The sequence below is a fragment of the Bradyrhizobium mercantei genome (assembly GCF_001982635.1).
In the GTDB taxonomy this organism is placed as follows: domain Bacteria; phylum Pseudomonadota; class Alphaproteobacteria; order Rhizobiales; family Xanthobacteraceae; genus Bradyrhizobium; species Bradyrhizobium mercantei.
The window spans coordinates 635,350-656,965 of sequence record NZ_MKFI01000005.1 but is presented as its reverse complement, the minus strand read 5'-3'; the positions used below and the strand labels follow the sequence as shown (position 1 = coordinate 656,965).

At 62.7% G+C, this 21,616-nt stretch carries 17 protein-coding genes; 8 read left to right on the top strand and 9 right to left on the bottom strand.

The features are described 5' to 3' along the window. The first annotated feature begins 12 nt into the window (after positions 1 to 12). Positions 13 to 345 carry an SH3 domain-containing protein gene (locus BI327_RS43790; protein ID WP_076864055.1) on the top strand — a complete coding sequence of 111 codons (333 nt, stop codon included), beginning with the start codon at positions 13 to 15 and terminating at the stop codon, positions 343 to 345. A gap of 290 nt (positions 346 to 635) precedes the next feature. Here the strand turns inward: BI327_RS43790 and BI327_RS25695 are convergent, their stop codons facing one another. The 5 genes from BI327_RS25695 to BI327_RS25675 all read right to left on the bottom strand — a co-directional run bounded on the left by BI327_RS25695 (position 636) and on the right by BI327_RS25675 (position 7,753). Beyond that, complete coding sequence (locus BI327_RS25695; RefSeq protein ID WP_076864054.1) at positions 636 to 1,433, bottom strand: CarD family transcriptional regulator; 798 nt, start codon at positions 1,431 to 1,433, stop codon at positions 636 to 638. Between the two features lie 422 nt (positions 1,434 to 1,855). Further along, entirely contained in the window at positions 1,856 to 2,194 is a 339-nt protein-coding gene (gene fdxA, locus BI327_RS25690; RefSeq protein ID WP_076864053.1) for a ferredoxin FdxA, read from the bottom strand. A gap of 195 nt (positions 2,195 to 2,389) precedes the next feature. Then, the gene (locus BI327_RS25685; RefSeq protein WP_076864052.1) at positions 2,390 to 2,689 is read right to left on the bottom strand and encodes an RNA-binding S4 domain-containing protein; all 300 of its coding nucleotides are present in this window, start codon (positions 2,687 to 2,689) and stop codon (positions 2,390 to 2,392) included. 71 nt (positions 2,690 to 2,760) lie between these two features. Next, positions 2,761 to 6,363 (bottom strand): helicase-related protein, encoded by a 3,603-nt coding sequence (locus BI327_RS25680; RefSeq protein ID WP_076864051.1) that lies wholly within the window; start codon positions 6,361 to 6,363, stop codon positions 2,761 to 2,763. A gap of 601 nt (positions 6,364 to 6,964) precedes the next feature. After that, complete coding sequence (locus BI327_RS25675) at positions 6,965 to 7,753, bottom strand: DUF3108 domain-containing protein (protein ID WP_076864286.1); 789 nt, start codon at positions 7,751 to 7,753, stop codon at positions 6,965 to 6,967. Between the two features lie 465 nt (positions 7,754 to 8,218). On the opposite strand from BI327_RS25675, the gene rpmB reads away from it, so the two are divergent. The 6 genes from rpmB to BI327_RS25645 all read left to right on the top strand — a co-directional run bounded on the left by rpmB (position 8,219) and on the right by BI327_RS25645 (position 14,899). Further along, positions 8,219 to 8,527 (top strand): 50S ribosomal protein L28, encoded by a 309-nt coding sequence (gene rpmB / locus BI327_RS25670; RefSeq protein ID WP_021080171.1) that lies wholly within the window; start codon positions 8,219 to 8,221, stop codon positions 8,525 to 8,527. Between the two features lie 219 nt (positions 8,528 to 8,746). After that, entirely contained in the window at positions 8,747 to 9,874 is a 1,128-nt protein-coding gene (locus BI327_RS25665; RefSeq protein ID WP_076864050.1) for a DUF262 domain-containing protein, read from the top strand. Then, complete coding sequence (locus BI327_RS25660; RefSeq protein WP_159450488.1) at positions 9,871 to 11,334, top strand: ATP-dependent nuclease; 1,464 nt, start codon at positions 9,871 to 9,873, stop codon at positions 11,332 to 11,334. Before BI327_RS25665 ends, BI327_RS25660 begins: the two co-directional genes overlap by 4 nt. A gap of 198 nt (positions 11,335 to 11,532) precedes the next feature. Next, a complete protein-coding gene (locus tag BI327_RS25655; protein ID WP_076864048.1) occupies positions 11,533 to 12,333 on the top strand; it encodes a DUF3800 domain-containing protein in 801 nt (266 codons plus the stop codon). A gap of 854 nt (positions 12,334 to 13,187) precedes the next feature. Then, positions 13,188 to 13,412, top strand: coding sequence for a hypothetical protein (locus tag BI327_RS25650; protein ID WP_076864047.1), 225 nt, complete (start codon positions 13,188 to 13,190; stop codon positions 13,410 to 13,412). Positions 13,413 to 13,693: 281 nt separating this feature from the next. After that, positions 13,694 to 14,899, top strand: a complete 1,206-nt coding sequence (locus BI327_RS25645; RefSeq protein ID WP_076864046.1) for an ABC transporter substrate-binding protein — start codon at positions 13,694 to 13,696, stop codon at positions 14,897 to 14,899. A gap of 418 nt (positions 14,900 to 15,317) precedes the next feature. Here BI327_RS25645 and BI327_RS25640 read toward each other — a convergent pair whose 3' ends face one another. From BI327_RS25640 to BI327_RS25630, 3 genes are all read right to left on the bottom strand, one after another. Continuing rightward, positions 15,318 to 16,280 carry an alpha/beta hydrolase gene (locus tag BI327_RS25640; RefSeq protein ID WP_076864045.1) on the bottom strand — a complete coding sequence of 321 codons (963 nt, stop codon included), beginning with the start codon at positions 16,278 to 16,280 and terminating at the stop codon, positions 15,318 to 15,320. 99 nt (positions 16,281 to 16,379) lie between these two features. Further along, the gene (locus BI327_RS25635; protein WP_076864044.1) at positions 16,380 to 19,859 is read right to left on the bottom strand and encodes an acyl-[ACP]--phospholipid O-acyltransferase; all 3,480 of its coding nucleotides are present in this window, start codon (positions 19,857 to 19,859) and stop codon (positions 16,380 to 16,382) included. A gap of 287 nt (positions 19,860 to 20,146) precedes the next feature. Then, complete coding sequence (locus BI327_RS25630; RefSeq protein ID WP_076864043.1) at positions 20,147 to 20,404, bottom strand: hypothetical protein; 258 nt, start codon at positions 20,402 to 20,404, stop codon at positions 20,147 to 20,149. A 52-nt stretch (positions 20,405 to 20,456) separates the two neighbouring features. Between BI327_RS25630 and BI327_RS25625 the strand changes: the two genes are divergently transcribed. Beyond that, positions 20,457 to 21,077 carry a TetR/AcrR family transcriptional regulator gene (locus BI327_RS25625; protein ID WP_174683061.1) on the top strand — a complete coding sequence of 207 codons (621 nt, stop codon included), beginning with the start codon at positions 20,457 to 20,459 and terminating at the stop codon, positions 21,075 to 21,077. On the opposite strand, the gene BI327_RS25620 is transcribed toward BI327_RS25625, so the two are convergent. Beyond that, a complete protein-coding gene (locus tag BI327_RS25620; RefSeq protein WP_076864042.1) occupies positions 21,078 to 21,497 on the bottom strand; it encodes a hypothetical protein in 420 nt (139 codons plus the stop codon). It abuts the gene before it with no gap. Between the last annotated feature and the right edge of the window lie 119 nt (positions 21,498 to 21,616).

Below are 21,616 nucleotides of genomic sequence, written 5' to 3'. Positions count from 1 at the left end.
CATGTCTTCACGATGCGCGCCAAGTATTGCCGTCGATTGGTGTCACCGTTCATTGCCGCGGTCATAGGCGGGATATCTTCTGCAGCCCTGGCGCAGTCGGACACGACATCTTCTTCGAAGTCATCCGATAACTTAGCGGAATGCGTGGTGGTCGACCCCACCTCGACTCCACTGAATATTCGAGCCGAGCCCCAAGGGCAGATAATTTCCACCATTTCGAATGGACAGCTTGTCCGCGTTCTGCGCGAGAAGAGTGATACTCGCAGCAAGCGGTGGGCATATGTAGCCGATGCCAATTCTCGGCCACTCGGCTGGGTGTTCAGGGAACATCTCGCCTGCAGGTGACGTTCATCGATCCGACCGTCACGCCAGCGACAGGTGGAAGGCTGGACGACGGTAAGAGCCGCAGCCGTTTTCGGGCAGTTTCGCTCATAGGACGCAGCCTTGAGCGGTTGCGGTCTATCGAGGGACGCCAACTCGCGGAGAGGCCGTACCCCTCACCCGGATTGCATCTGACGATGCAATCCGACCTCTCCCACAAGGGGAGAGGTGAAGCGTGCCTCATGGAGACGCCTCAACGAAACAAGAAGCCCGGTCTTGCGACCGGGCTTTTGTTGTCAATCCGTCGAACTCTTTCAGGCGGCTTCGTCCTCGACGGCGGTGTCGTCGCCGTCGGAGTCCATATCCTCGCCGTCGGCATCGCCCTCGGCGTCGCCTTCAGCGGATTCGGCCTTGGCGCCGCGGCGCGGGCTCTTGGCGAGCTGGCCTTCGATCTCCTTGATCGCCTCGGTCTCGGTCGAGTGCTGGACAACAGCGATTTCGCGCGACAGACGGTCGAGCGCCGCTTCATAGAGCTGGCGTTCAGAGTAGGACTGCTCGGGCTGCGATTCCGAACGATAGAGGTCGCGGACCACCTCGGCGATCGCGACGATGTCGCCCGAGTTGATCTTCGCTTCGTATTCCTGGGCGCGGCGCGACCACATGGTGCGCTTGACGCGGGCGCGGCCCTTCAGGGTCTCCAGCGCCTTCTTGACCAGCGCCGGCTCCGACAGCTTGCGCATGCCGACATTGGCGACCTTCGCCGTAGGCACCCGCAGCGTCATCTTGTCCTTCATGAAGTTGATCACGAACAGCTCGAGCTTGGCGCCCGCGATCTCCTGCTCCTCGATCGCCAGGATCTGGCCGACGCCGTGAGCGGGATAGACGACGAATTCATTGGCCTTGAAGCCCTGGCGCTGGGTCACGACCTTCTTCGGCTCCTCGACGCGCGGTGCAGCCGCTGCGGGCTTCGCGGCAGCCTTGGGAGCAACGGCGGCGGCAGCCTTCGGGGCAACAGCCGGCTTGGGGGCAGCAGTCTTGGGGGCGACCTTTGCGGCGGCAGCGGGTTTCGCAGCCGACGCCTTCGCGGCAGGCTTGGCAGTCTTTTCTGGCATCACGCTTCTTTTGTTCTTTGAGGACTTTGCAGCCGCCGCCTTCTTGGCACCCTTCACGGACGCCTTGGCACGGCCCTTGGTTGCGCTGCGAGCAACGACAGCGGCTTTTTTCGTCGTCTTTGAAGCACTCTTTTTACGCGTTTTCTGTGACACAGCCTGCGCGCGGAAACTGCCACGCCCCTGTTCGATGTTTGCGGGAACCTCGAAGCCACAAGGTACGCATGGCAGGGGGTTCTTGGCCTGTAATGTGCCCAATATAGCACATTTTCCGCAAAAATCAATGGTTTACGCCCGATTCCGGGCATAACGGGGGCCGCTCAGGTCATATGTCCGTCATTAGGGTTAAATCAGGGCCTAACGGCGGACCGGTGACGGGCCGCAGCCCGCCCTTATCGGGGTAGTCCCCGGCAGATGCTGACGAATCAGTCGCCGCTGCCCGGGTTCGAAGAAAAATATTTCTCGAACTTGCCGTCCTTGCCTTCCCACTCCTTGGCGTCCTCGGGCGAGTCCTTCTTCTGGGTGATGTTCGGCCAGCTCTTGGCGTAGTCGCGGTTGACCTCGAGCCACTTCTCCAGCCCCGGCTCGGTGTCCGGCTTGATGGCGTCCGCCGGGCATTCCGGCTCGCACACGCCGCAATCGATGCATTCGTCAGGATGGATGACCAGCATGTTCTCGCCCTCGTAGAAGCAATCGACGGGGCAGACCTCAACGCAGTCGGTATATTTGCACTTGATGCAGGCTTCAGTGACGACGTAGGTCATCCAAAACTCCGAAACGATCCAGTTTTTCTGGGGTTGCCTAGCGCAGGAATACCGGCCCCGCAAGGGAAGCGGCCCCCGAAAAACGCCAGTATTCTCACACGTCTGCCACCGGCTTTATTGGGAGCATGATCCTATCGCGAACCCGGTCCCATTAGTCCGGATCATGTTGCGGTCGAAGTAACAGACGCTAGATAACTACTCCTTACCGGCTTGCAAATTGCCGGCTTGCAAATTGCCGGCCTGCAAATCCTCATACAGCACGCGCGCCGAACTGGCGTCGCCGCGCCGCTCCGCGAAGCCGATCACCTTCAGCACGCGGACGCTGTTGTCGAGCGCGACGGTGACGACGTCGCCCGCCTTCACCGCATGGCCCGGCGATTTCTCGCGCGTGCCGTTGATCCGGACATGACCTGATGCGACGAGTTCAGCCGCGCTGGTGCGGGCCTTCACCACCCGCGCGTGCCACAGCCATTTGTCGAGCCGCTGTCTGTCCAAGGACTTCTATGTTTGACGCGTTGTCTTCACGCGAACCGGACTCCCGCCTCGCTTGAAAACGCTATGCCGGATTATTCCTTCCGTCCCGCGAGCTGCTCCTTCAGGGCAGCGAGCTTGGCGAATGGCGAATTCGGATCGATCGGCCGGTCGCGCTCGCGCGGCGCGCTCGAGGCGTAGGGCCGATGCGACGGGCCGCTCTCGCGCTTGTCGCGGCCGCCCTTGCCGAAATCGCGGCCGCCACGGTCACGATCGCCGCGCTCGCCCTTGCGATCGCCGCCACCGAACTTGTTGTCGCGGCGCCGCTCATTGTTGTCGCGATCGCGGCCCTTCCCTTCGAAGCGTTCGCGGCGCGGGCCCTTGTCGTCACGATTATCCTGGCGGTTGTCGCGCGCCTGCGCGCCTTCGGCGGGCGCCGCAGCCGGATCGGCGGGCGCGCCGGGACGCGGCGTGCGGAAATCCTGGTGACGGCGCGGACGGCGATGATGTTCGCGCTTGGCCTCACCCTCACCGCCGCCTTCAGCGGCTTGTGCGCCCTCGGCGGGCTTGCCCTGGTGGCGGCCGCGGTTGCGATCATGGCCGCGGTGATGCGGACGGCGCTCGTCGGAGCGGCCACCGGGCCGCCAGACTTCGACGAGCTGCGGCTCGGCCGGCGTCTCGGCGGGCGCGGCTTCGGCAGCGGTGGCTTCGGCAGCGGTGGCTTCGGCCGGTGCAGCTTCGGCGCTCGCGGTCTCCGCAGGCGCCTCAGCGGCAGTCTCTGACGGCGCCTCCAAAGGTGCAGCTTCGGAAGGTGCCTCCGCGACGGCTTCAGCGGCCGGCGCAGGCTCGGCTGCGGCTTCGATAGCCGGCGCCTCGGCAGCGGGTTCTTCGGCGGCAGCGGCGGGCTCTGCGGCGGGTTCGTCGACCGGCGCAGCACGCTCGGCCACCGCATCCTGATGGGTCTCGACCACGACCGGCGTCGCCTCGCTGGCGGCGACCGCGGCAAAGCCGACATCGGGCAGCAGCGCGGCCGACGGCGCGGGATCGCCGGACACCGGCTGATGATCGACCGCAGCCTCCAGTGCATCGGCGGTGACCTCTGCGCCAGCCGGCGCCTCGGCGGCGGCATCCACCGGTGCATCGACGGCGGCGTCGGAGGTCGCCTCGACCGGCGGCGTCTCGGCGGCGACCGTCTCGGTGGTCTCGGCAGGCTGAGCCTCGACGGGCTTCGGCGGCAGCGGCGGACGGCGGTCCATGCGGTAGCCGAGCGCGCGCAGGATCGAGGCAAAGTCCTCGCCGGCGGATCCCGTCAGCGAGGTCATCGCCTGGGTCACGACAAAGCCGCGGCCGTCGAACGCACCGGCCGGCTTCTCGCCCGGCGAGGTCTCGCGCCAGGCCAGCGCCGGGCGGATCAGGTCGGCGAGCCGCTCCAGGATGTCGACGCGCACCGCGCGCTCGCCGCACTGGCGATAGCCGAGCACGCGATAGCCATCGCGCGGCAAGGTCTTGTCGACCGGGAACGAGGTGCGGCCGCTGGAGGCGAGATGCTGCACATTCGACAGCGCAGCCATGTCGACATTGCTCTGCTTCTCGGCCCACAGCAGCGAGGCCAGCGAGCGCGCCGCGGGCTTTAAGAGCTGCGGGAAATAGATGTGGTAGGCGCCGAAGCGCACGCCGTATTTGCGCAGCGCGGCGCGCGACGGCTGGTCGAGATCCTTCATCTCGGCCGCGATCTTCGAGCGCTCCAGCACGCCGAGCGCCTCGACCAGCTGGAAGGCGATGCCGCGGGCGATGCCCTGCAGATCCTCGGCCTTGGACAATTCGAACAGCGGCCCGAGCAGTTTTTCGATATGCGTCTTGAGCCAGAGGTCGAGCCGGGTCTGCACCGCCTCGCGCGAGGCGCCGGTCAGCCGCTCGTCGGAAATGATGCGCAGCCGCGGATGCAGCGCGTCGTCGGCCGCGACCAGCTTGGCGACCGCATCGCCGGTCCAGCGGATGGTGCCGTCGGAGGTCAGCACGAACTGCTCGTCGGGCGCGGCACCCAGCTTCTCGGCGCGCGCATCGATCTCGCGCGCCAGCACCTGCTGGGCGGCGGCTTGCAGCGCCTTGGCGTCGCTGCCGGCCTCGGCCGCATCAGGTGCGAAGGTGAAACCATCGAGCCGGCCGATCGCATGGCCTTCCACGATCACTTCACCGGTCTTGCCAATTTCCGTATTCAAAACTGAGTTCTCCCGCAGGCGGCGCATCAATACACTGGTCCGCCTGTCAACGAAACGCTCCGTGAGCCGTTCATGCAGCGCATCGGATAATTTATTTTCGAGCTCGCGCGTGATCCCCTGCCAGTGGTCCGGGTCGTAGAGCCAGTCCGGCCGGTTGGCAACAAAGGTCCAGGTCCGGATCTGCGCGATCCGGCCCGATAGCGTGTCGATATCGCCGTCGGTCCGGTTGGCCTGGTCGACCTGGGCGGCAAACCATGCGTCAGGGATACGACCCTTTTGCATCAGGAAGCCATACAGCGTGGTCACGAGTTCGGCATGGGCGGCCGGCGACAGTTTCCGGTAGTCCGGAACCTGGCAGGCCTCCCACAGCCGCTCCACGGCCTTGGCCCCGTGCGCCCATTGGCGCACCTCGGCGTCGCGCGCGACATGCTCGAGCACGCGCAGGTCCTCGGCCACCGGGGCCCGCGTCAGTGCCTCATGATTGGGCGACAGCGCCAGCGACACCTGCAAGGCGCCGAGCGAGGCGAAATCGAGCTTCGCGTTGCGCCATTGCAGCATCTTGACGCTGTCGAAGGTGTGGTTCTGCAGCGCGTTGACGAGCTCCGGCTCGAACGGCGCACAGCGACCGGTGGTGCCGAAGGTGCCGTTGCGCGTGGCGCGGCCGGCGCGGCCCGCGATCTGGGCGAACTCGGCCGGCGTCAGCCGGCGGAACTGGTAGCCGTCATATTTGCGGTCGGAGGCGAAGGCGACGTGATCGACGTCGAGATTGAGCCCCATGCCGACCGCATCGGTGGCGACGAGATAATCGACGTCGCCGTTCTGGAACATCGCGACCTGCGCATTGCGCGTGCGTGGGCTGAGCGAGCCGAGCACCACGGCCGCGCCGCCATGCTGGCGGCGGATCAGCTCGGCGATCGCATACACTTCATCCGCCGAAAACGCGACGATTGCCGTTCTGCGCGGCTGCCGCGTGATCTTGCGGTCGCCGGCGAATTCGAGCTGCGACAGCCGCGGCCGCGTGATGATCGACGCGCCCGGCAGCAGCCGCTCGATCATCGGCCGCATCGTCGCTGCGCCCAATAGCAGCGTCTCGTCGCGGCCGCGGCGATTGAGGATGCGATCGGTGAAGACATGCCCGCGCTCGAGATCGGCCGCGATCTGGATCTCGTCGACCGCGAGAAACGACACGTCGAGATCGCGCGGCATCGCTTCCACGGTCGAGACCCAGAAGCGCGGCGCCTTCGGCTTGATCTTCTCCTCGCCGGTGACCAGCGCGACGTTGTCGACGCCGGCGCGGTCGACGATCTTGTTGTAGACCTCGCGCGCGAGCAGCCGCAGCGGCAGCCCGATCAGGCCGGACGAATGCGCCAGCATGCGCTCGATCGCGAGATGCGTCTTGCCGGTGTTGGTCGGCCCGAGCACTGCGGTGACGCCCGCACCGGGCACGCGGTCATTTCCGAACGAAGTTGAGAAAACCATTTTTTGCAGGTGTTTCTTGAACTGTTGGCAGGATACCCGATCCGTCATCCTGAGGTGCGAGCGGAGCGAGCCTCGAAGGATGGACGGCCGAGATCGAGCCGTTTGCGGCGATCTTGGTGAGACAGCGGGGCCGTCGCCCTTCGAGACGGCCGCTGCGCGGCCTCCTCAGGGTGACGGTGAAAGACTGACGCCTCGGGCTTCACTCCTGCACGCATCCTTTCGCAAAATCTGTCTCACAATGCGACGCTTTCGGCGCCCGGCTTAAGCTCTGGAACGAGTTGAGAACGAATCGCGGCCGAATCGCTGACTCCATTCCAGGCCTGAAACGTTCACCGCAACATCTCGGCGGAGTCCAAGGCGGCGGCACTAGATCAAGTTTGAGAGGGCTCCACAAGCATGGGATATGCGGACTGAATTCCTTAAGTTCCAGGGGTGACCGAGTCGAATCAGAACCGGGCAAGAGTCAACTGGATTCCATGACGTTTGTTGCATTGCTCGTCATGCCCGGGCTTGACCCGGGCATCCATCAACCAAACAAACCCTCTCGCGAAACGGATGGATTGCCGGGTCAAGCCCGGCAATGACGGCCTGTGTCGTCCTGCTACTGCGTCTTCGCCACGCGCGGCGGCGCGGCCGTCGTCACGAACGAGGTCGCTTCCAGCATGGCCTGGCCGAGCGGGGTCGGGATCGTCATGCGGAACGGCACCAGCAGGCGGGTGCCCGCGATCGGCACGAAGGCGATCTCGATGTTGCGCTGGGCGGCGAGGTATTTGATCACGGGTCGGTCAGGGATGTAGCCCGAGATCGGCACGAAATAGAGCGCGCAGACCAGCGCCGGGCCGTGATAGCCGCGCTCGGCCTTGACGATCTCGACCCGCTTGAAATCGAGCTTGAGGTCGTAGCGCATGCGGCCGTCGAACACGCCGGCGCCGGTGCGGCAGACATCCGGGCTCATCAATTCGGCATTGCCGGGCGCGCGCAGGAACGAGCCGGTCATCGGATCGAACACGTTCTTCTTCTGCGCATCGCTCACGGGCAGCCGGTCGGCATCGACCGGCGGCTCCGGCTCGATCGCGGATTCCTTGATGCCGCCCCCGGCGAGCACCATCCGGATCGTCTCCGACTTCTTCGAGGTGGTCGTGGTCGCGGTGTAGGAACTCGCGACCAGCGAGCCGTTGACGACGCGGCCCTGCGAGGCGCCGGCGCCAGAGCCGCCGGAAAACGCCTTCAGGAGGCCCGCGGTGCCGCCCTGCGCCGAGGCCGAGAAGGTGTCGTCGCCGATTTCGATGGTCCAGGTGCCCTTGCCGACCGGGATACCGGCCAAGGTCGCCTCATAATGGGCGTCGAGCCGCCCCTGCGCGCTGGCGCGCTCGGCGCAAAACAGCAGCATGGCGCCCGCGCACAGGCCGAGGAGCCGGCCGAGCGGAGGCAAAATGGCAATGGCGGTGGTCACTTAACCTACCTGACGGTCCTGCTATCGGCGCTCTCTCGATTGTCCATTTGGCATTCAATTCGGCGGCCGGACAACGTGCGCATCTCTTATGGAACCAAGACTTGCAGCCGAATACGCCCTTTATATGGTTGCCATATCCGGTGTTAAGTGGCTGGAACGGCTTATGAACAAAGCGTTTTCAAGCGAAGTGGCCTTCCCGGTTCGCGTGAAGAAAACGCGTCAAAAAACAACGGCGTAGGAACCCCGGAAACGAGCGTGCGGGGTAGAAAACCTTGACGCTCGGATGATCTGCCCCTATACACCCGCGGTTCCTGGAAAATGGACGCGAATTCAAAACCCCCGCGCGGGCCGTGTGATTGCACGCCTGGCAGAGAGGCGGGGATGCAATAAGGATTTTGTAAGATGTCCCGGCGCTGCGAACTGACGGCCAAGGGCCCCCAGACGGGCCACAAGGTGAGCCACTCCAACATCAAGACCAAGCGGCGCTTCCTGCCGAACCTGGCCAACGTGACCTTCATCTCGGACGCGCTCGGCCGCAACGTGCGCCTGCGCGTCTCGACCAACGCGCTGAAGAGCGTCGACCACAATGGCGGCCTCGACGCCTATCTGCTCAAGGCCAAGGCCGACGTGCTCTCGCCCCGCGCCCTCGACCTGAAGCGCGCCATCGAGAAGAAGGTCGGCAAGCCGGCCCCAGTGAAGAAGGCGAGCTGAGCGCGGCTACACGCGAGAGCGGAATTCGCGGGAAGAGATTTGAAGCGGCCGGGTCGATGATGACCCGGCCGTTTTTGTTTGTGCCGCTCGAGAGAGACTTAGGCAATATCTCGTCGGTGGATACCTTCACCCATAGCGCGAGCTATTCGTTTTGCTCAATTGACGCAAAGCGCCGCAAGGTGCCTAGATCAGGAGACATATCGAACCAGAGAATTGTGGATGAAACTAACGCCTTGGGAACCCGACCTTAAGACCGTGGTCGAGCGAATCGAGAGCGGAGACATCGATCTTCAGCCTGATTTCCAGCGCCAAGAAATTTGGTCCCCCGCAAAGAAGCGACGATTAATTGATACGGTCCTTAGGGGATGGTCGATCCCCCCAGTTTTCCTCGTGGTCACTAAAGACGGGCGGATGGAAGTGTTGGACGGCCAACAACGGCTCGCCGCGCTTCGTGATTTCGTACGAAACGATTTCTCGATCGACGGGAGCATTACGCCTCCCGACGATCGGATTCAAAGCCTCGATGGGAAGTATTATCGGCGACTAGACCCCGCAGATAAGCGACTCCTGGATCAGTACACTCTCCGATGCTTTCGGATCACCGACTATCTTCCAGACGAGCCAAGCGAACTCTTCTACCGTTTGAATCAGCCAAGCATGTTGACGGCTGGGGAGCAGCGTAACGCATTCTACGGTCCCGCGCGTGAGCAACTGAAGAATCTCGTTCGGTTCTTCGAGTCCGGGGACAATAACAAGAAGACTATTGGCTTCTCGAATGCCCGCCTCGCCTACGACGACATCGTCGCCCGACTGCTCCTCTTTCTGGAGGCAAAGACTTTTGCAACAAAGAGCACGGAGGCGCTCGTCTCTCAGCGCTTTAAAGATCGCTCCGAGTTCTCCGGTGATGTGCTCGCGCAAGCTCAGAAAAGCATCGATCACTTTTCTCGATCACGGAAAGAAGCGCTCGCGGTGCGACTGAACAAAGCAAGCACCTTAAGCTGGCTATTGTTCTTTGCTCGCTTTGAGAATGACGAACCAAGCCACGAGTACATGACGTCCTTCGTGCAATCCGCATCGACAACCTCAGCTCGCAATTTTGTTCCTCAGGCTTACGCTGTATTTCAGGATCGAGCGAGTCTTCGGGTGACGGATGTCTCTTCAGTCGTCTATCGTGATGCTGCGCTGTGGTTTGCGTATTACTTTTCTGGACATCTACCCCTTCCAGAAACGGTGGATCGACAAACACTCATTGCGATCCGAGATGATCTACAATCGAGGGAGGATACGACCTTTGAACATTCACTAGCCCAGCGACTGAACCTCGAGCGCTGGAGCAAGCTGCCGTGAGAGCCGCACGAGTTACCGACTATAGACGGCGCATCAAGGAGCGCGTGCTGCAATGGCAACTCCAACTTCAACGATTTGCCTTTCAAGAGATACCGACGCTCGGTAGCGGTGAAATCCCGCTTTCTTTGCCGCTAGTCGTCTTAGCCGGCCCAAATGGGGTAGGTAAGACGACTATCCTTCGATCTGTTTGGGCAGCCGCGGCGCCGAAACGAGCAACTCAAGATTCTCCGACAAGCCTAAAGCTAAGCTCTGGCCGCGCATCTTTGACTTATCGAGCGCACAATCTCGATCAAGTCTCAGAGGTGACGTTTGCAAGTGGCTCGCTAACCGGACAAGGCTCGTTTGATTATGAAGTCATTCACATCGATGCGGCGGTAGAGACGCGCCTCCACCAAAGGGAGTTTGCTGGCTTCCAAGACGTCAATGACATCATCAATGGTGTGGGATCCAGAAATATCGACGAGAAGACTCTTGTCGAGGTCAACTACGTAAGCCGGCGCGACTACAGGGAAGTGAAGATATATGAGATTGAAAGCGATGACGGCATAATTCCGTTCTTCGAGGTGGCGTATGGAAATGATCGCTACGACAGCCGCACGATGGGAGCCGGAGAACTAGCGATCCTGTTCCTTTGGTGGACGATCGACCGAGCCGCGGAAAACGCGCTGCTTTTGATAGAGGAGCCTGAGACCAATCTATCGGCCGCAACGCAAGAAGCCTTCAGTCATTATCTTCTGGGCGCGACCGTCGACAAGCGCCTGAGCGTGATAATGACAAGTCACTCGCCGAAGATCATCAATAGTTTTGACGAGGAACACCATGTCTTCTTGTTCCGACAGGGGGCAAACGTACGAATAGTGGAATCCACTCCACCTCCAGTACTTCTCTCTATGCTCGGAATCGAGCCGCACATTGACATCGTGATTCTCGTGGAAGATCTCGCCGCTCATTGGTTCCTTCGTCAGATTCTGGAGCGACATAGGCCAGGGCTTTCGCGCCGGATCGAAATCAGTGTACGCAACGGTGATGGCAACATCATCAAATTGTTGGAGCGCATCGGCTCGCCGTTCTCCGCCGTAAAGATTTTAGGCCTCTTTGACGGTGACTTACGAGGCAAGATCCCAAATGCGCTAACGGGCATATCAACCTTCCTTCCTGGCGAGAAACCAATCGAGCGCATATTCCGGGCGATAGTCGAAGCCGACCCAAGTGCGCTCGAAGCTGTAAGTGGATCCCAAGATGTCGGGCCAATACTTTTCGCGCTTCAAGGGGCCGAGCAGCACGATTGGTACGCTGCGCTCAGCGACCATCTAGGTCTATCCAAGGCTCAGTTGTTTCCAATGCTGTTTCAACTCTGGGAACGACAGCCCGGCAACACTGAAAACGCCGTTGAAATGTTGAACAACATTGCTCAGCTCATCGATTTGGAAAGCGAAGGTGCCACTCACGCCCAAGAGTAGCTCCGCAAGCTGTATCATGCCCGAGTGATCTTCCGGACGATTTGCGACTACGCAACTTCGACACTTACCTAGGAATCGGCACCCGATTTCAGTGAGCCGGCGTCGCTGGCAGGCACTTGTGGTGCATTTAACGACGCAAGTAACAGCGAGGCTCGTAAAAGACGCAGTTCGGAACACAGAGATACGGAGGCACTTCTAATGCACCTTCTCTATTGCGACGAAACGAATATCGAGCAAAGGAGTAATGATTTCTTCTTGTACGGCGGTCTCTGTATTTCCGCGGAAAAATGTGCAGACCTAACAAGTCAAATCGACAAGCTGCGCAAGGACGCGAAAGTCCCTGAGATATTCAAGCTGAAGTTTCTCCCCGCGCCTCCGGGCATGTCTCATCAAACATTCATCGATTTGAAGAAGTCGATGATTGTGGCCGCAACAGATGCAGGTACGAAGCTCCTTGTCTCAACTATATTGCACAACATAGCAACCAGCCCGGAAGTCGCTCGGAGGAACGCGATTAACACTGTGTGCTATCACTTTGACTGCCATCTAAATCGCTTCAAATCGACAGGTCTCGTCTTGATCGACAGATTCTCCGACAAGCAAATAGACGCTCATCTAGTCGACAAGTTCGCTGTCGGAGTAACTGGGCTGCCGCATGCAAGCCCATTGAGGCTGACTAATATTGTTGGCTTTCACTACGCGGCCATCGGCCAATCACACTTTTCCAGTCTGATCGACATTGTTATCGGCTCGCTGCGATTTGCAATCAACGCCTACACCCGAGATCAGAAACAGAATCTTCCAACGGCCCGCAGAATCCTCGAGGGATTGCAACCGCTCTTCTTTCGCGAGACAGAGAAGATGGCAGTCTCCGACCTGAGTTTTTCATTCAGTCCCAAGACGGTCAAAGCGAATGGCTATCGGGCAAGATACGAAGGATTGAAATCCTTCTTGAAGGAAAGCGGAATTGATACCGCGCAGATGATCCAGTCCGGCTAACGTCAGACTGCGCCTAGAAGCGCTCCTCGAGGCACGACTAACCCCCGTCATACGCGAAACGTGGGCCTTTAATTGTCAGATTTGCAATAGTTCGGCGATGCCGCCCGTTAATTTGCTGCACCAAAACTCAAATTTCCACGGTAACTTCAATGCGATATACCCTACGCAGCCCGCGCAAAGAAAATATGACCCCGACTCGCGAGTACAAGCAGCGCGTCTCCTTTCCGCCGAGAGGGGGTGCGGGATGCGGTGGACGTGAGGGGCGCGAGACGAGCGCGCCACGCGCGAGTGAGTGGCGAGTGACGAATAGAGTGGATTCTTCTTTTCGAGATTGCATGCGAAGCAAAACAATCCATCGCAATCGGCATGGAGGGATGGATTGCGTCGTCGCTTCGCTCCTCGCAATGACGGCTTGGTCTGGGCTTCCACAAGCCCGCTGACAACTGCTGCCAATGACAGCGGTGTCATCGCTCGCCGCGGCGCGAATCTCTGTTGATGCGCTGTTGGTGCGTGAAGAAACGATTAACGCGCGCGCCTCGCCGACTTCAGAAACCCTATAAATGAAGGCAAAAGCGGCTCCTCGCGCCGTCGTTAATCACAAACTCATTCGCATCATCACGAGCGCATGAGGCGCATGCAAAACGCCACGATCTCTTCCAGATATTAGTGTGCAAACAAGCCGTCCGACACGATTGCGATTCGACGCTGGCCGAACGGCCGCATCGTCTCGAACACCGTGAGGGACATCACGGCCGGTACAAGAGATTGTGAGGCATGTGCGCCGCACTCTTGGGAAGAAGCCTGGCCGTTCTTATGTCACGTCCAAAGAACGACCCCGATAAAGGAATTGATCAATGCAAGTTCGCGCACTCGATACGCGCGGAAGACTGGTGCCTGCGATCGCAACCGCCGCCGTGGCGGTGCTCGCGACGGCCGCCCTCGTCGTCCTCGAATTCAGCCCGCCCAAGAACGTGCGGTCGGGCGAGCCCGGCATGATCACCTCGGCCGCCGCCAGCCGCGCCGGCGCCACCGTGCTGCCGACCGATCCGGTGACGACCGGCAGCGTGCGCGTCCGTTAAGGGCGCCGCTCTTTCATTACGTCGTCCCGGCGAAAGCCGGGACCCATAACCACCAATATTTGCCGTTACGCGGAATGTTGCCCCAGCGTCGCTCCAAATGAGCAGTTGGGGTAATGGGTCCCGGCCTTCGCCGGGACGACAGCGGTAGTTACATCCCGCCGCTCGCCGCAGCCCGCCGCATTTTCGCATCCCTGCCCCGGCGTCTCGCCACAAGCCGAACGCGCATCCGCTCAATTAAGCTCTCCCTCGCGAATAACAAAAAACGCACAGGGAGGCTCACGATGATCTGGAAGGCCATCACGGCACTGGCAGCGCTTGCGCTCGCGACGCAGGCGCACGCCGCCGAGAAGAAATACGGCACCGGCGCCAGCGACACCGAGATCAAGCTCGGACAGACCTCGCCCTTCTCCGGCGCGGCGTCGGCCTACAGCGTGATCGCGAAGACCCAGGCCGCCTATTTCAGGATGATCAACGACCAGGGCGGCGTGAACGGGCGCAAGATCAATCTGATCACGCTCGACGACGGCTACTCGCCGCCGAAGACGGTGGAGCAGACCCGCAAGCTGGTGGAGCAGGAGGAGGTCGCCGCGATCCTCAATCCGCTGGGCACGCCGACCGGCCTTGCCGTGCGCAAATATCTCAACGACAAGAAGGTGCCGCAGCTGTTCGTCGGCGCCGGCGCCACGCTGTGGGGCGACTATGCGCATTATCCGTGGTCGATCGGCTTCCAGCCGTCGTACCAGGCCGAGACCGCGGTCTACGCCAAATATGTGCTGACCCAGAAGCCGGACGCCAAGATCGCGCTGTTCTATCAGAACGACGACGCCGGCAAGGATTACGGCAACGGCTTCAAGAAGGGGCTGGGGCCGGAGAACACCGCCAAGATGGTGGTCGCGGAGACGACCTATGAATCGACCGACCCGACGGTCGACAGCCAGATCGTGAAGCTGAAGGCCTCCGGGGCCAACGTGCTGTTCATGCACGCGATCCCCAAGCAGGCGGCGCAGGCGATCAAGAAGATCGGTGAGATCGGCTGGAAGCCGGACCTGTTCTTCCTCGCGGCGACCTCGACCTCGGTGTCCTCGGTGCTGAAGCCAGCCGGCTTCGACTATTCCAGGGACATCATCTCGTCCTACTCGCTGAAGGATCCGAACGATCCGCAGTGGAAAGCGGACCCGGATGTGATCGCCTGGAAGGAGTTCATGACGAAGTATTTTCCCGACGGCAATCTGCAGGACCAGCTGATCGTCTACGGCTATGTGGTGGCGGAGGCGACGGTGCAGGTGCTGAAGCAGTGCGGCGACGACCTCACCCATGAGAACATCATGAAGCAGGCCGCCAACCTCGACATCGCACTGCCGATGTTCCTGCCCGGCATCAAGGTGAAGACCTCGCCGACCGACTATTTCCCGGTCGAGGCGATGCGGTTGCAGAAGTTCAACGGCGAGACCTGGCAGCTGTTCGGCGACACCATCGGGAATGATTGAGGGGGAGTCGGGAGCGCTGAGGGAGAAGTTGTAGAGCGCATAACCATCCACATCGTCGTCCCGGCGCAGGCCGGGACCCATTACCCCGACTGTGTGTGTGGCGCGACGCTGGGGCCGCAGCCTGCTGCAACAACAGGCTGTAGTGGTTATGGGTCCCGGCCCCCGTGCGCAATTGCGCACTAGGCCGGGACGACGAGGAGGTTAGCCTCCTCGTCAACAACGGCCGGGACGACGGGGGGAGATTAGACTCCCTCCTACCCAATTTCGGAATATTAGAATTCTATCCGTGAGTTGCCCGACGCGTCAAGCCGCCTGGTCGAACGCCGGCGACCACCGCCGGCTCCTTTGCATGGGGTTGTTTTCGATATTTTGGCAACGCACCTCCCCCGCGAGGGCCTCCAGGGGGGCAAGTAGGGCGTTACACTCCCCGCTCCAGCAACACCCGAAAGTCCGCCCGCGCGCGCTGTGCCTCGGCGCGTGCGGCGTCCGAGGCGTCGCCGAGGCCGAAATAGCCGTGAATCAGCCCCTCGCCTGTGTGATACGCGACCGGCACCCCGGCCGCGTGCAACGCCTTGGCGTAGGCGTGGCCTTCGTCGCGCAACGGATCGAACCAGGCGGTCGTAACCACGGCCGGCGCGACACCGGCAAGGGTCTTCGCGCGCAGCGGCGAGACGCGCCAGTCGGAGCCTTGCGCCTTGTCGGCGAGATAGTGTCCGCAGAACCACTGCATGGTCGCGCGCGTCAGGAAGTAGCCCTCGGCATTCTCGGCGCGCGACGGAAACTTCGCATTCTCGCTTGCGTCGGCATAGCCGCCGACCGCATCGGTGACGGGATAGACCAGCAGCTGCCCGGCGAGCCTGATGCCGGCGTCGCGGCAGGCCAGCGCCGTGGTGGCGGCGAGATTGCCGCCCGCGGAATCGCCGGCGACGCCGATGCGGGAAAGATCGCCGCCGAAATCGCCGATCCGCGCGATCACATCGCGGATCGCGGTGAACGCATCCTCGAACGCACCGGGAAAGCGCGTCTCCGGCGGTTGGCGGTAGTCGACCGAGATCACCACAGCGCCGGTCTCGATCACGAGGTTGCGCGCCTGGCGGTCATGGGTCTCGAGATCGCCGGCGACCCAGCCGCCGCCGTGGAAGAAGATCACGGTCGGCGCCGTGCCGCTGCCGCTCCGATAGAGCCGCGCGGCGAGCTTGCCCGCGGCGCCCTGCACCTCGATATCACGTGCCATATCGACCGGCGGCGGCGGCACCGCCTTGCGCGCCTCGGCCAGCGCGCGCAGCGAGTCACGGCAGCTCTGCGGCGTCATGGTCGCGGGCTCGCGCAGCGGCAGCAGCGGGATGATTTTTTCAATGACGGGGTCGAGGGGAAGAACCATGGCTATGCTTTCTCGGGAGCAGTTGCCGTCTATCTGACAACATGCTCCCGAAAAGCACAACACTCATGCCAAGACTCAGGCCAAGACTTACGCCAAGACTCAGGCAACGTGCTGCTGCAACGTGTCCGGCTCGGTCGCGGCCGCGTCGGTATTCTCATCCGTCTGCGGCGCGGGCGCCGGTGCAGCAGCGGCGAGTTCCGCTGCTATTTCCTTGGCGAGCGCGGTGGCGCCGACATAGTCGGTCTTGCCGGTGCCGAGCAGCGGCACCTTGTCGACGACGCGGATGTCGGCGGGTACTGCGAGCTCGGAAGCGCCACTGCTCTTGGCCTGGCGCTGCATCGCGGCGCGGTCGGCATCCTTCTGCGTGGTGAGCAGCACGATGCGTTCGCCCTTGCGCGCGTCGGGAAGCGTGACCGCGACCGACATCGCCTGCGGCCACAGCGTGGTCGCCATCGTCTCCACCGCCGACAGCGAGACCATCTCGCCGGCGATCTTGGCGAAGCGCTTGGCGCGGCCCTTGATCGCGATGAAGCCCTGCGCGTCGACCGTGACGATATCGCCGGTGTCGTGCCAGCCCTCGGGGAGCGGCTCGAGCACGCCGGGATTTTCCGCACGGAGGTAGCCGAGCATCACGTTCGGGCCCTTCACCGACAGCCGGCCGCCTTCCTCGATGCCGGGGACCGGATCGAGGCGGTATTCCATCAGCGGCGAGATGCGGCCGACGGTGCCCTGGCGGTTGGCCATCGGCGTGTTCATCGCGAGCACCGGCGCGGTCTCGGTGACGCCATAGCCCTCGAGGATACGGATGCCGTAGCGCTCCATGTAGATCTGCCTTGTGCGCTCCTTCACCGCCTCCGCGCCGGCGATGACAAGCCGCAGCGTGCGGAAGTCATAGGCATGCGCCGAGCGGGCATAGCCGGTGAGGAAGGTGTCGGTGCCGAACAGGATGGTGGCGCCGGTCTGGTAGATCAGCTCGGGCACGATCCGGTAGTGCAGCGGCGACGGATACATGAAGATCGGGATGCCGCCGAGCAGCGGCATCATCATGCCCCCGGTCAAGCCGAACGAGTGAAACACCGGCAGGACGTTGAACACCTTGTCGTTGGCATTGGCATCGACCCGCGCCAGCGCCTGCGCCGCATTGGCGAGGATGTTGCGGTGGGACAGCACGACGCCCTTCGGCGTGCCCTCCGAGCCCGAGGTGAACAGGACGACCGCGGGATCGTTGGCATTGCGCGTGACGCGCGGTGCGATGCCGGCGCGGAAGCCCGCGATCTTGTCGGAAAGGCTGATGCCGGCCCTGACGTCCTCGAGATAGACGACGCGGGCCTGGCCCGCGATCGCCGCGATCAGCTTGTCGAGCTTGCCCTTCTCGATGAAGGCCTGCGAGGTCAGCACGGTCTTCACCTGCGCCGCCTTCATCGCGGCCAGCACGTTGACCGGGCCGGCCGAGAAGTTGAGCATCGCCGGCACGCGGCCGATGGTCTGCAGCGCCATGAACACCACGGCGACGCCGGCCGAGTTCGGCAGCAGCACGCCGACATTCTCACCGGCGGCAGTCCCCTGCTCGAGCTTGCGGCTCAAGACCTGCGCGCCGAGGATCAGCTTGCGATAGGTCAATTTGGTACCGAGCGCGTCCTCGATGATCGGCTTGCCGGTGTCGCGGTCGCGATAGGCATGGCCGAGACCTTCGAACAGCGTCTGGTCGAGCATCGCGTTCTGCACCATGGCATTGATCATGACGTCCTGCAGCGCGGCGCCGGCGGCGTTGCGGCGCGCCTTGCCCCGCAGCGCCTGGTCGACCGGCAGCTTGACCGGCGGCAGGATCGAGATCGTCACCTTGGGGAACCACGAACGCTTGATCTCGCCGTTCTTGAGGTAGCTGAGATGGGAGCGCTGCGCGCCCTCGATGCGGACCGGGACGACGACGGCATCGGCCTTGTCGGCGATCATCGCGGTGCCGTCATAGACCTTCATCAGCGAGCCGGAGACCGTGATGCGACCTTCCGGGAAGATCACCACCGGCTCGCCGGCGGCGACCAGCTTGATCAGGTCGCGCGCGGCCAGCGGCTTCGACGGATCCATCGTGTAGTGCTTGATCATCTTCAGGAACGGCTTGGCCCACCATGCCTTGGCGATGCCGGTGTCGACCGCAAAACTCGCATCGATCGGCAGCATGGCGTGCAGCAGCGGACCGTCGACCAGGCTGACATGGTTGGGCGCGATCAGCATGCGGGTGCCTTCGGGCGGCAGGTTTTCCATGCCGCGCACCTCGAGGCGGAACAGCGCACGGAACAGCAGCGCACCGAAATCGCGCACGCCTTCCTTGCCCCACTTGGTCAGCACGAACCACACGGTGCCGAAGCTCGCGATGGCGAGGCCGAAGAAGATCCAGGCGATCGGAAGACCTATGGCTTGCAGCGCGCCGACGAACACCGCACCGGCGACCATGAAGCCGGCCTGCAGGATGTTGCCGGCGGCGATGATGCGGGCGCGCTCGGACGGCGCGGTCCAGGCCTGCACGGCGGCAAACGACGGCACCACGAACAGGCCGCCGCCGAACGCGAACAGGAAGAAGTCGACCAGCATGCGGAAGCCACCGAACGAGGTCGCGAACGCCGCCGCGGTGACGTCCTTGCCGAGCGAGGTGGTGGCGATCGCAAGTGCGAGGTCGAGGCCGATCACGCCCATCACGATGGCGCCGATCGGCACCAGCGCGAGATTCGGGCGGACGTGGCTGAGCTGCGCGGCAAACAGCGAGCCGGCGGCGATGCCGATCGCGAACACGGCGAGGCACAGCGTGACCACGCCCTCGGTGCCGCCGACGCCTTCCTTGATCAGCGCGGGCAAGAGCGACAGCACGATCGCGCCGACCATCCAGAACCAGGACACGATCACCATGCCGTCCCACAGCCGCGGCTCGGCATAGAGCGACTTCAACAGCCGCACGGTCGAGGTCCAGGGATTCTTGGTGATCGGCAGATCGGGCGCGGAGGGTTGCGTCAGGGGAATGCGCGACGCAAATCCCCAGGACAGCACCGACAGGCCGACCACGGCGGCGCAGATCCAGCCCATGTGGCTCGCGCCGGCGACGAACATGCCACCCGCGATGGTGCCGATCAGGATCGCCATGAAGGTCGCGCCCTCGACCAGCGCGTTGCCGGTCGCGAGTTCGGAGACCGACAGCTGGTCGGGCAGCACGGCATATTTCACCGGGCCGAACAGCGCGGCGACGATGCCGAACAGCGCCAGCGCGATGAACAGCAGCGGAATCGAATGGGTGAAGAAGCCGGCGGCGGCGAAGGCCGCGGCGAAGATCTCGAAGAACTTCAGCCGGCGCGCGACGATGGACTTGATGTAGCGGTCGGCGAGTTCGCCGCCGAGCGCCGACAGCACGAAGAACGGAGCGATGAAGACGGCACCCGCGAGTTGGACCAGCGCCGGCCCCTGCTCGTTGGCGACGCCATACAGCAGCATGATGACCAGCGCGTTCTTCAGCACGTTGTCGTTCAGTGCCGAGCAGAACTGCGACCAGAACAGCGGCGCGAAGCGGCGGGACGTCATCAATTCCTTGATCATGACCGGTTCCTTGGGTTAGCGCGCACGGCGCTGGCAGGTCTGCGAGTTCGGGTGGCAGGGAATGGGGAGCGTGGTGAAAATGACGGAGATGCCGCAGCCTTTAGTCTTTTCCGCAACGTATCGGTTCGAACCGGCGCGGATCGGCCGCACCGGGACGCCGCGACAATGCCCGGCAGAGATGTACGAGACCTTATCCAGGGTTGTGGTCGATCGGGATTGAAGCGGGCTCGCAAGCGACATGGTGAGTGCTTTGTTGAGGTTTCGGCGACAATTGCGGCGTCGGCGCTTCAGGTCAGTTCACTCAACCCGCGGAACGGCGACCAGCGGCAGTGGCGCGACTTGCGGCGGCCGCCGCGTGCAGCCGCCGGGCGCGACGCGCGCTGATCCGCGCGCCGCTGCTCCAGGACACCTGCGACATCGCAGGCACGGGCGATCCGCTCGATCGGCGCAGTCGCCAGGGAGAGAATGGCGCGGCCAAAGCCGGTCACGAGCTCGATCGCGTCATCGACGAAGGTGGTGGTCAATTGAAGTGCTAGGGTCTGCATCTGAGTGGCCTCCTATGCCAACTTGAGCAACGCTCAAATTATTAGTATGAAAATGAACATTGCTCAAGAAGAATCGCGACGGGACCGGAAAAAACTTCAGCGGCGCACTTTGCTGATCGAGATCGCGCGCCGGTCCATCGCTACTAAAGGCTTGAGATCATTGAAAGTTCGAGACGTCGCCGAGGCCGCCGGCTGCTCCATCGGCAGCGTCTATAACGAGTTCGGCGACTTCGACGGCCTGATCCTGACCGTGAACCGGGAGACCGTTGGGGCCCTGACGGCCCGGCTCAAGGCGGTTCCATCCGACGATCCCCTGCGCCAGCTGCACGGGCTTGCCGACGCCTATCTCGGCTTCGCCACTGAACATGCCAACCTGCTGCGCTCGCTGTTCGAGCATCGCATGGAGGACGACCGCCCGTTTCCGGAGGATATTCTTGCGATGGTGATGGATGCCTTCGCGCTGATGCACGCACCGCTGGTGCGGCTGCTGCCCGATCGCGATCCCGGCGATGTCGCGCTGCTGTCGCGGATGATGTTCTCTGCGGTCCACGGCATCATCTCGCTGGGCCTCGAGGAGCGCATGGTCGCAGTGCCGCCCGAGATGCTGCGCGAGCGCCTTGGGCAATTCGTCGACACGCATCTGGCAGGATTGGGCGTGATCCGCCGCGCGTGATCACACCCGCGCGCGTGCGATCGTGCCGGCGACGATCTGCATGGCGACCCCGAGCACCCAGCCCGCCATGATCGCCGCGGTCCAGGTGATATCGGGCTCGCTGCGCAGTACGACGACACCGACCGAGAAGAACGCAACCATCGTCGCGAGAAAGGTGCCGACCGCGCTGAGCAGCTCCGCCGCGTCGATCTTGCGCGACGAGGCGGCATCCTTCGGATGGAAGAGCTTTGGCGGCGTATCGATGCCGAGATAGAAGCCGATCGCGCCGCCCAGCATCATGATGAGCAGGAACGCCTGCGACGTCAGCGCCGACACGCTGGAGCCGACATGGATGGCGACGAACAGGCCGCTTGCGGCTCCCGCCAGGGCAAGCCCGAAGCGCTCCAGGACATGGGCAAATTTTCTGACGCGGCTGCGCATAGCTGTGCCTCATCAATGAATTGCGCCGCTCACAGGCTAGGCCTTTTCGCAGCAACGCGAAAGTCATCACCTCTCACATGGCCGCGACCACCTGACGCCTTTGTGCGCCAGTTCACACC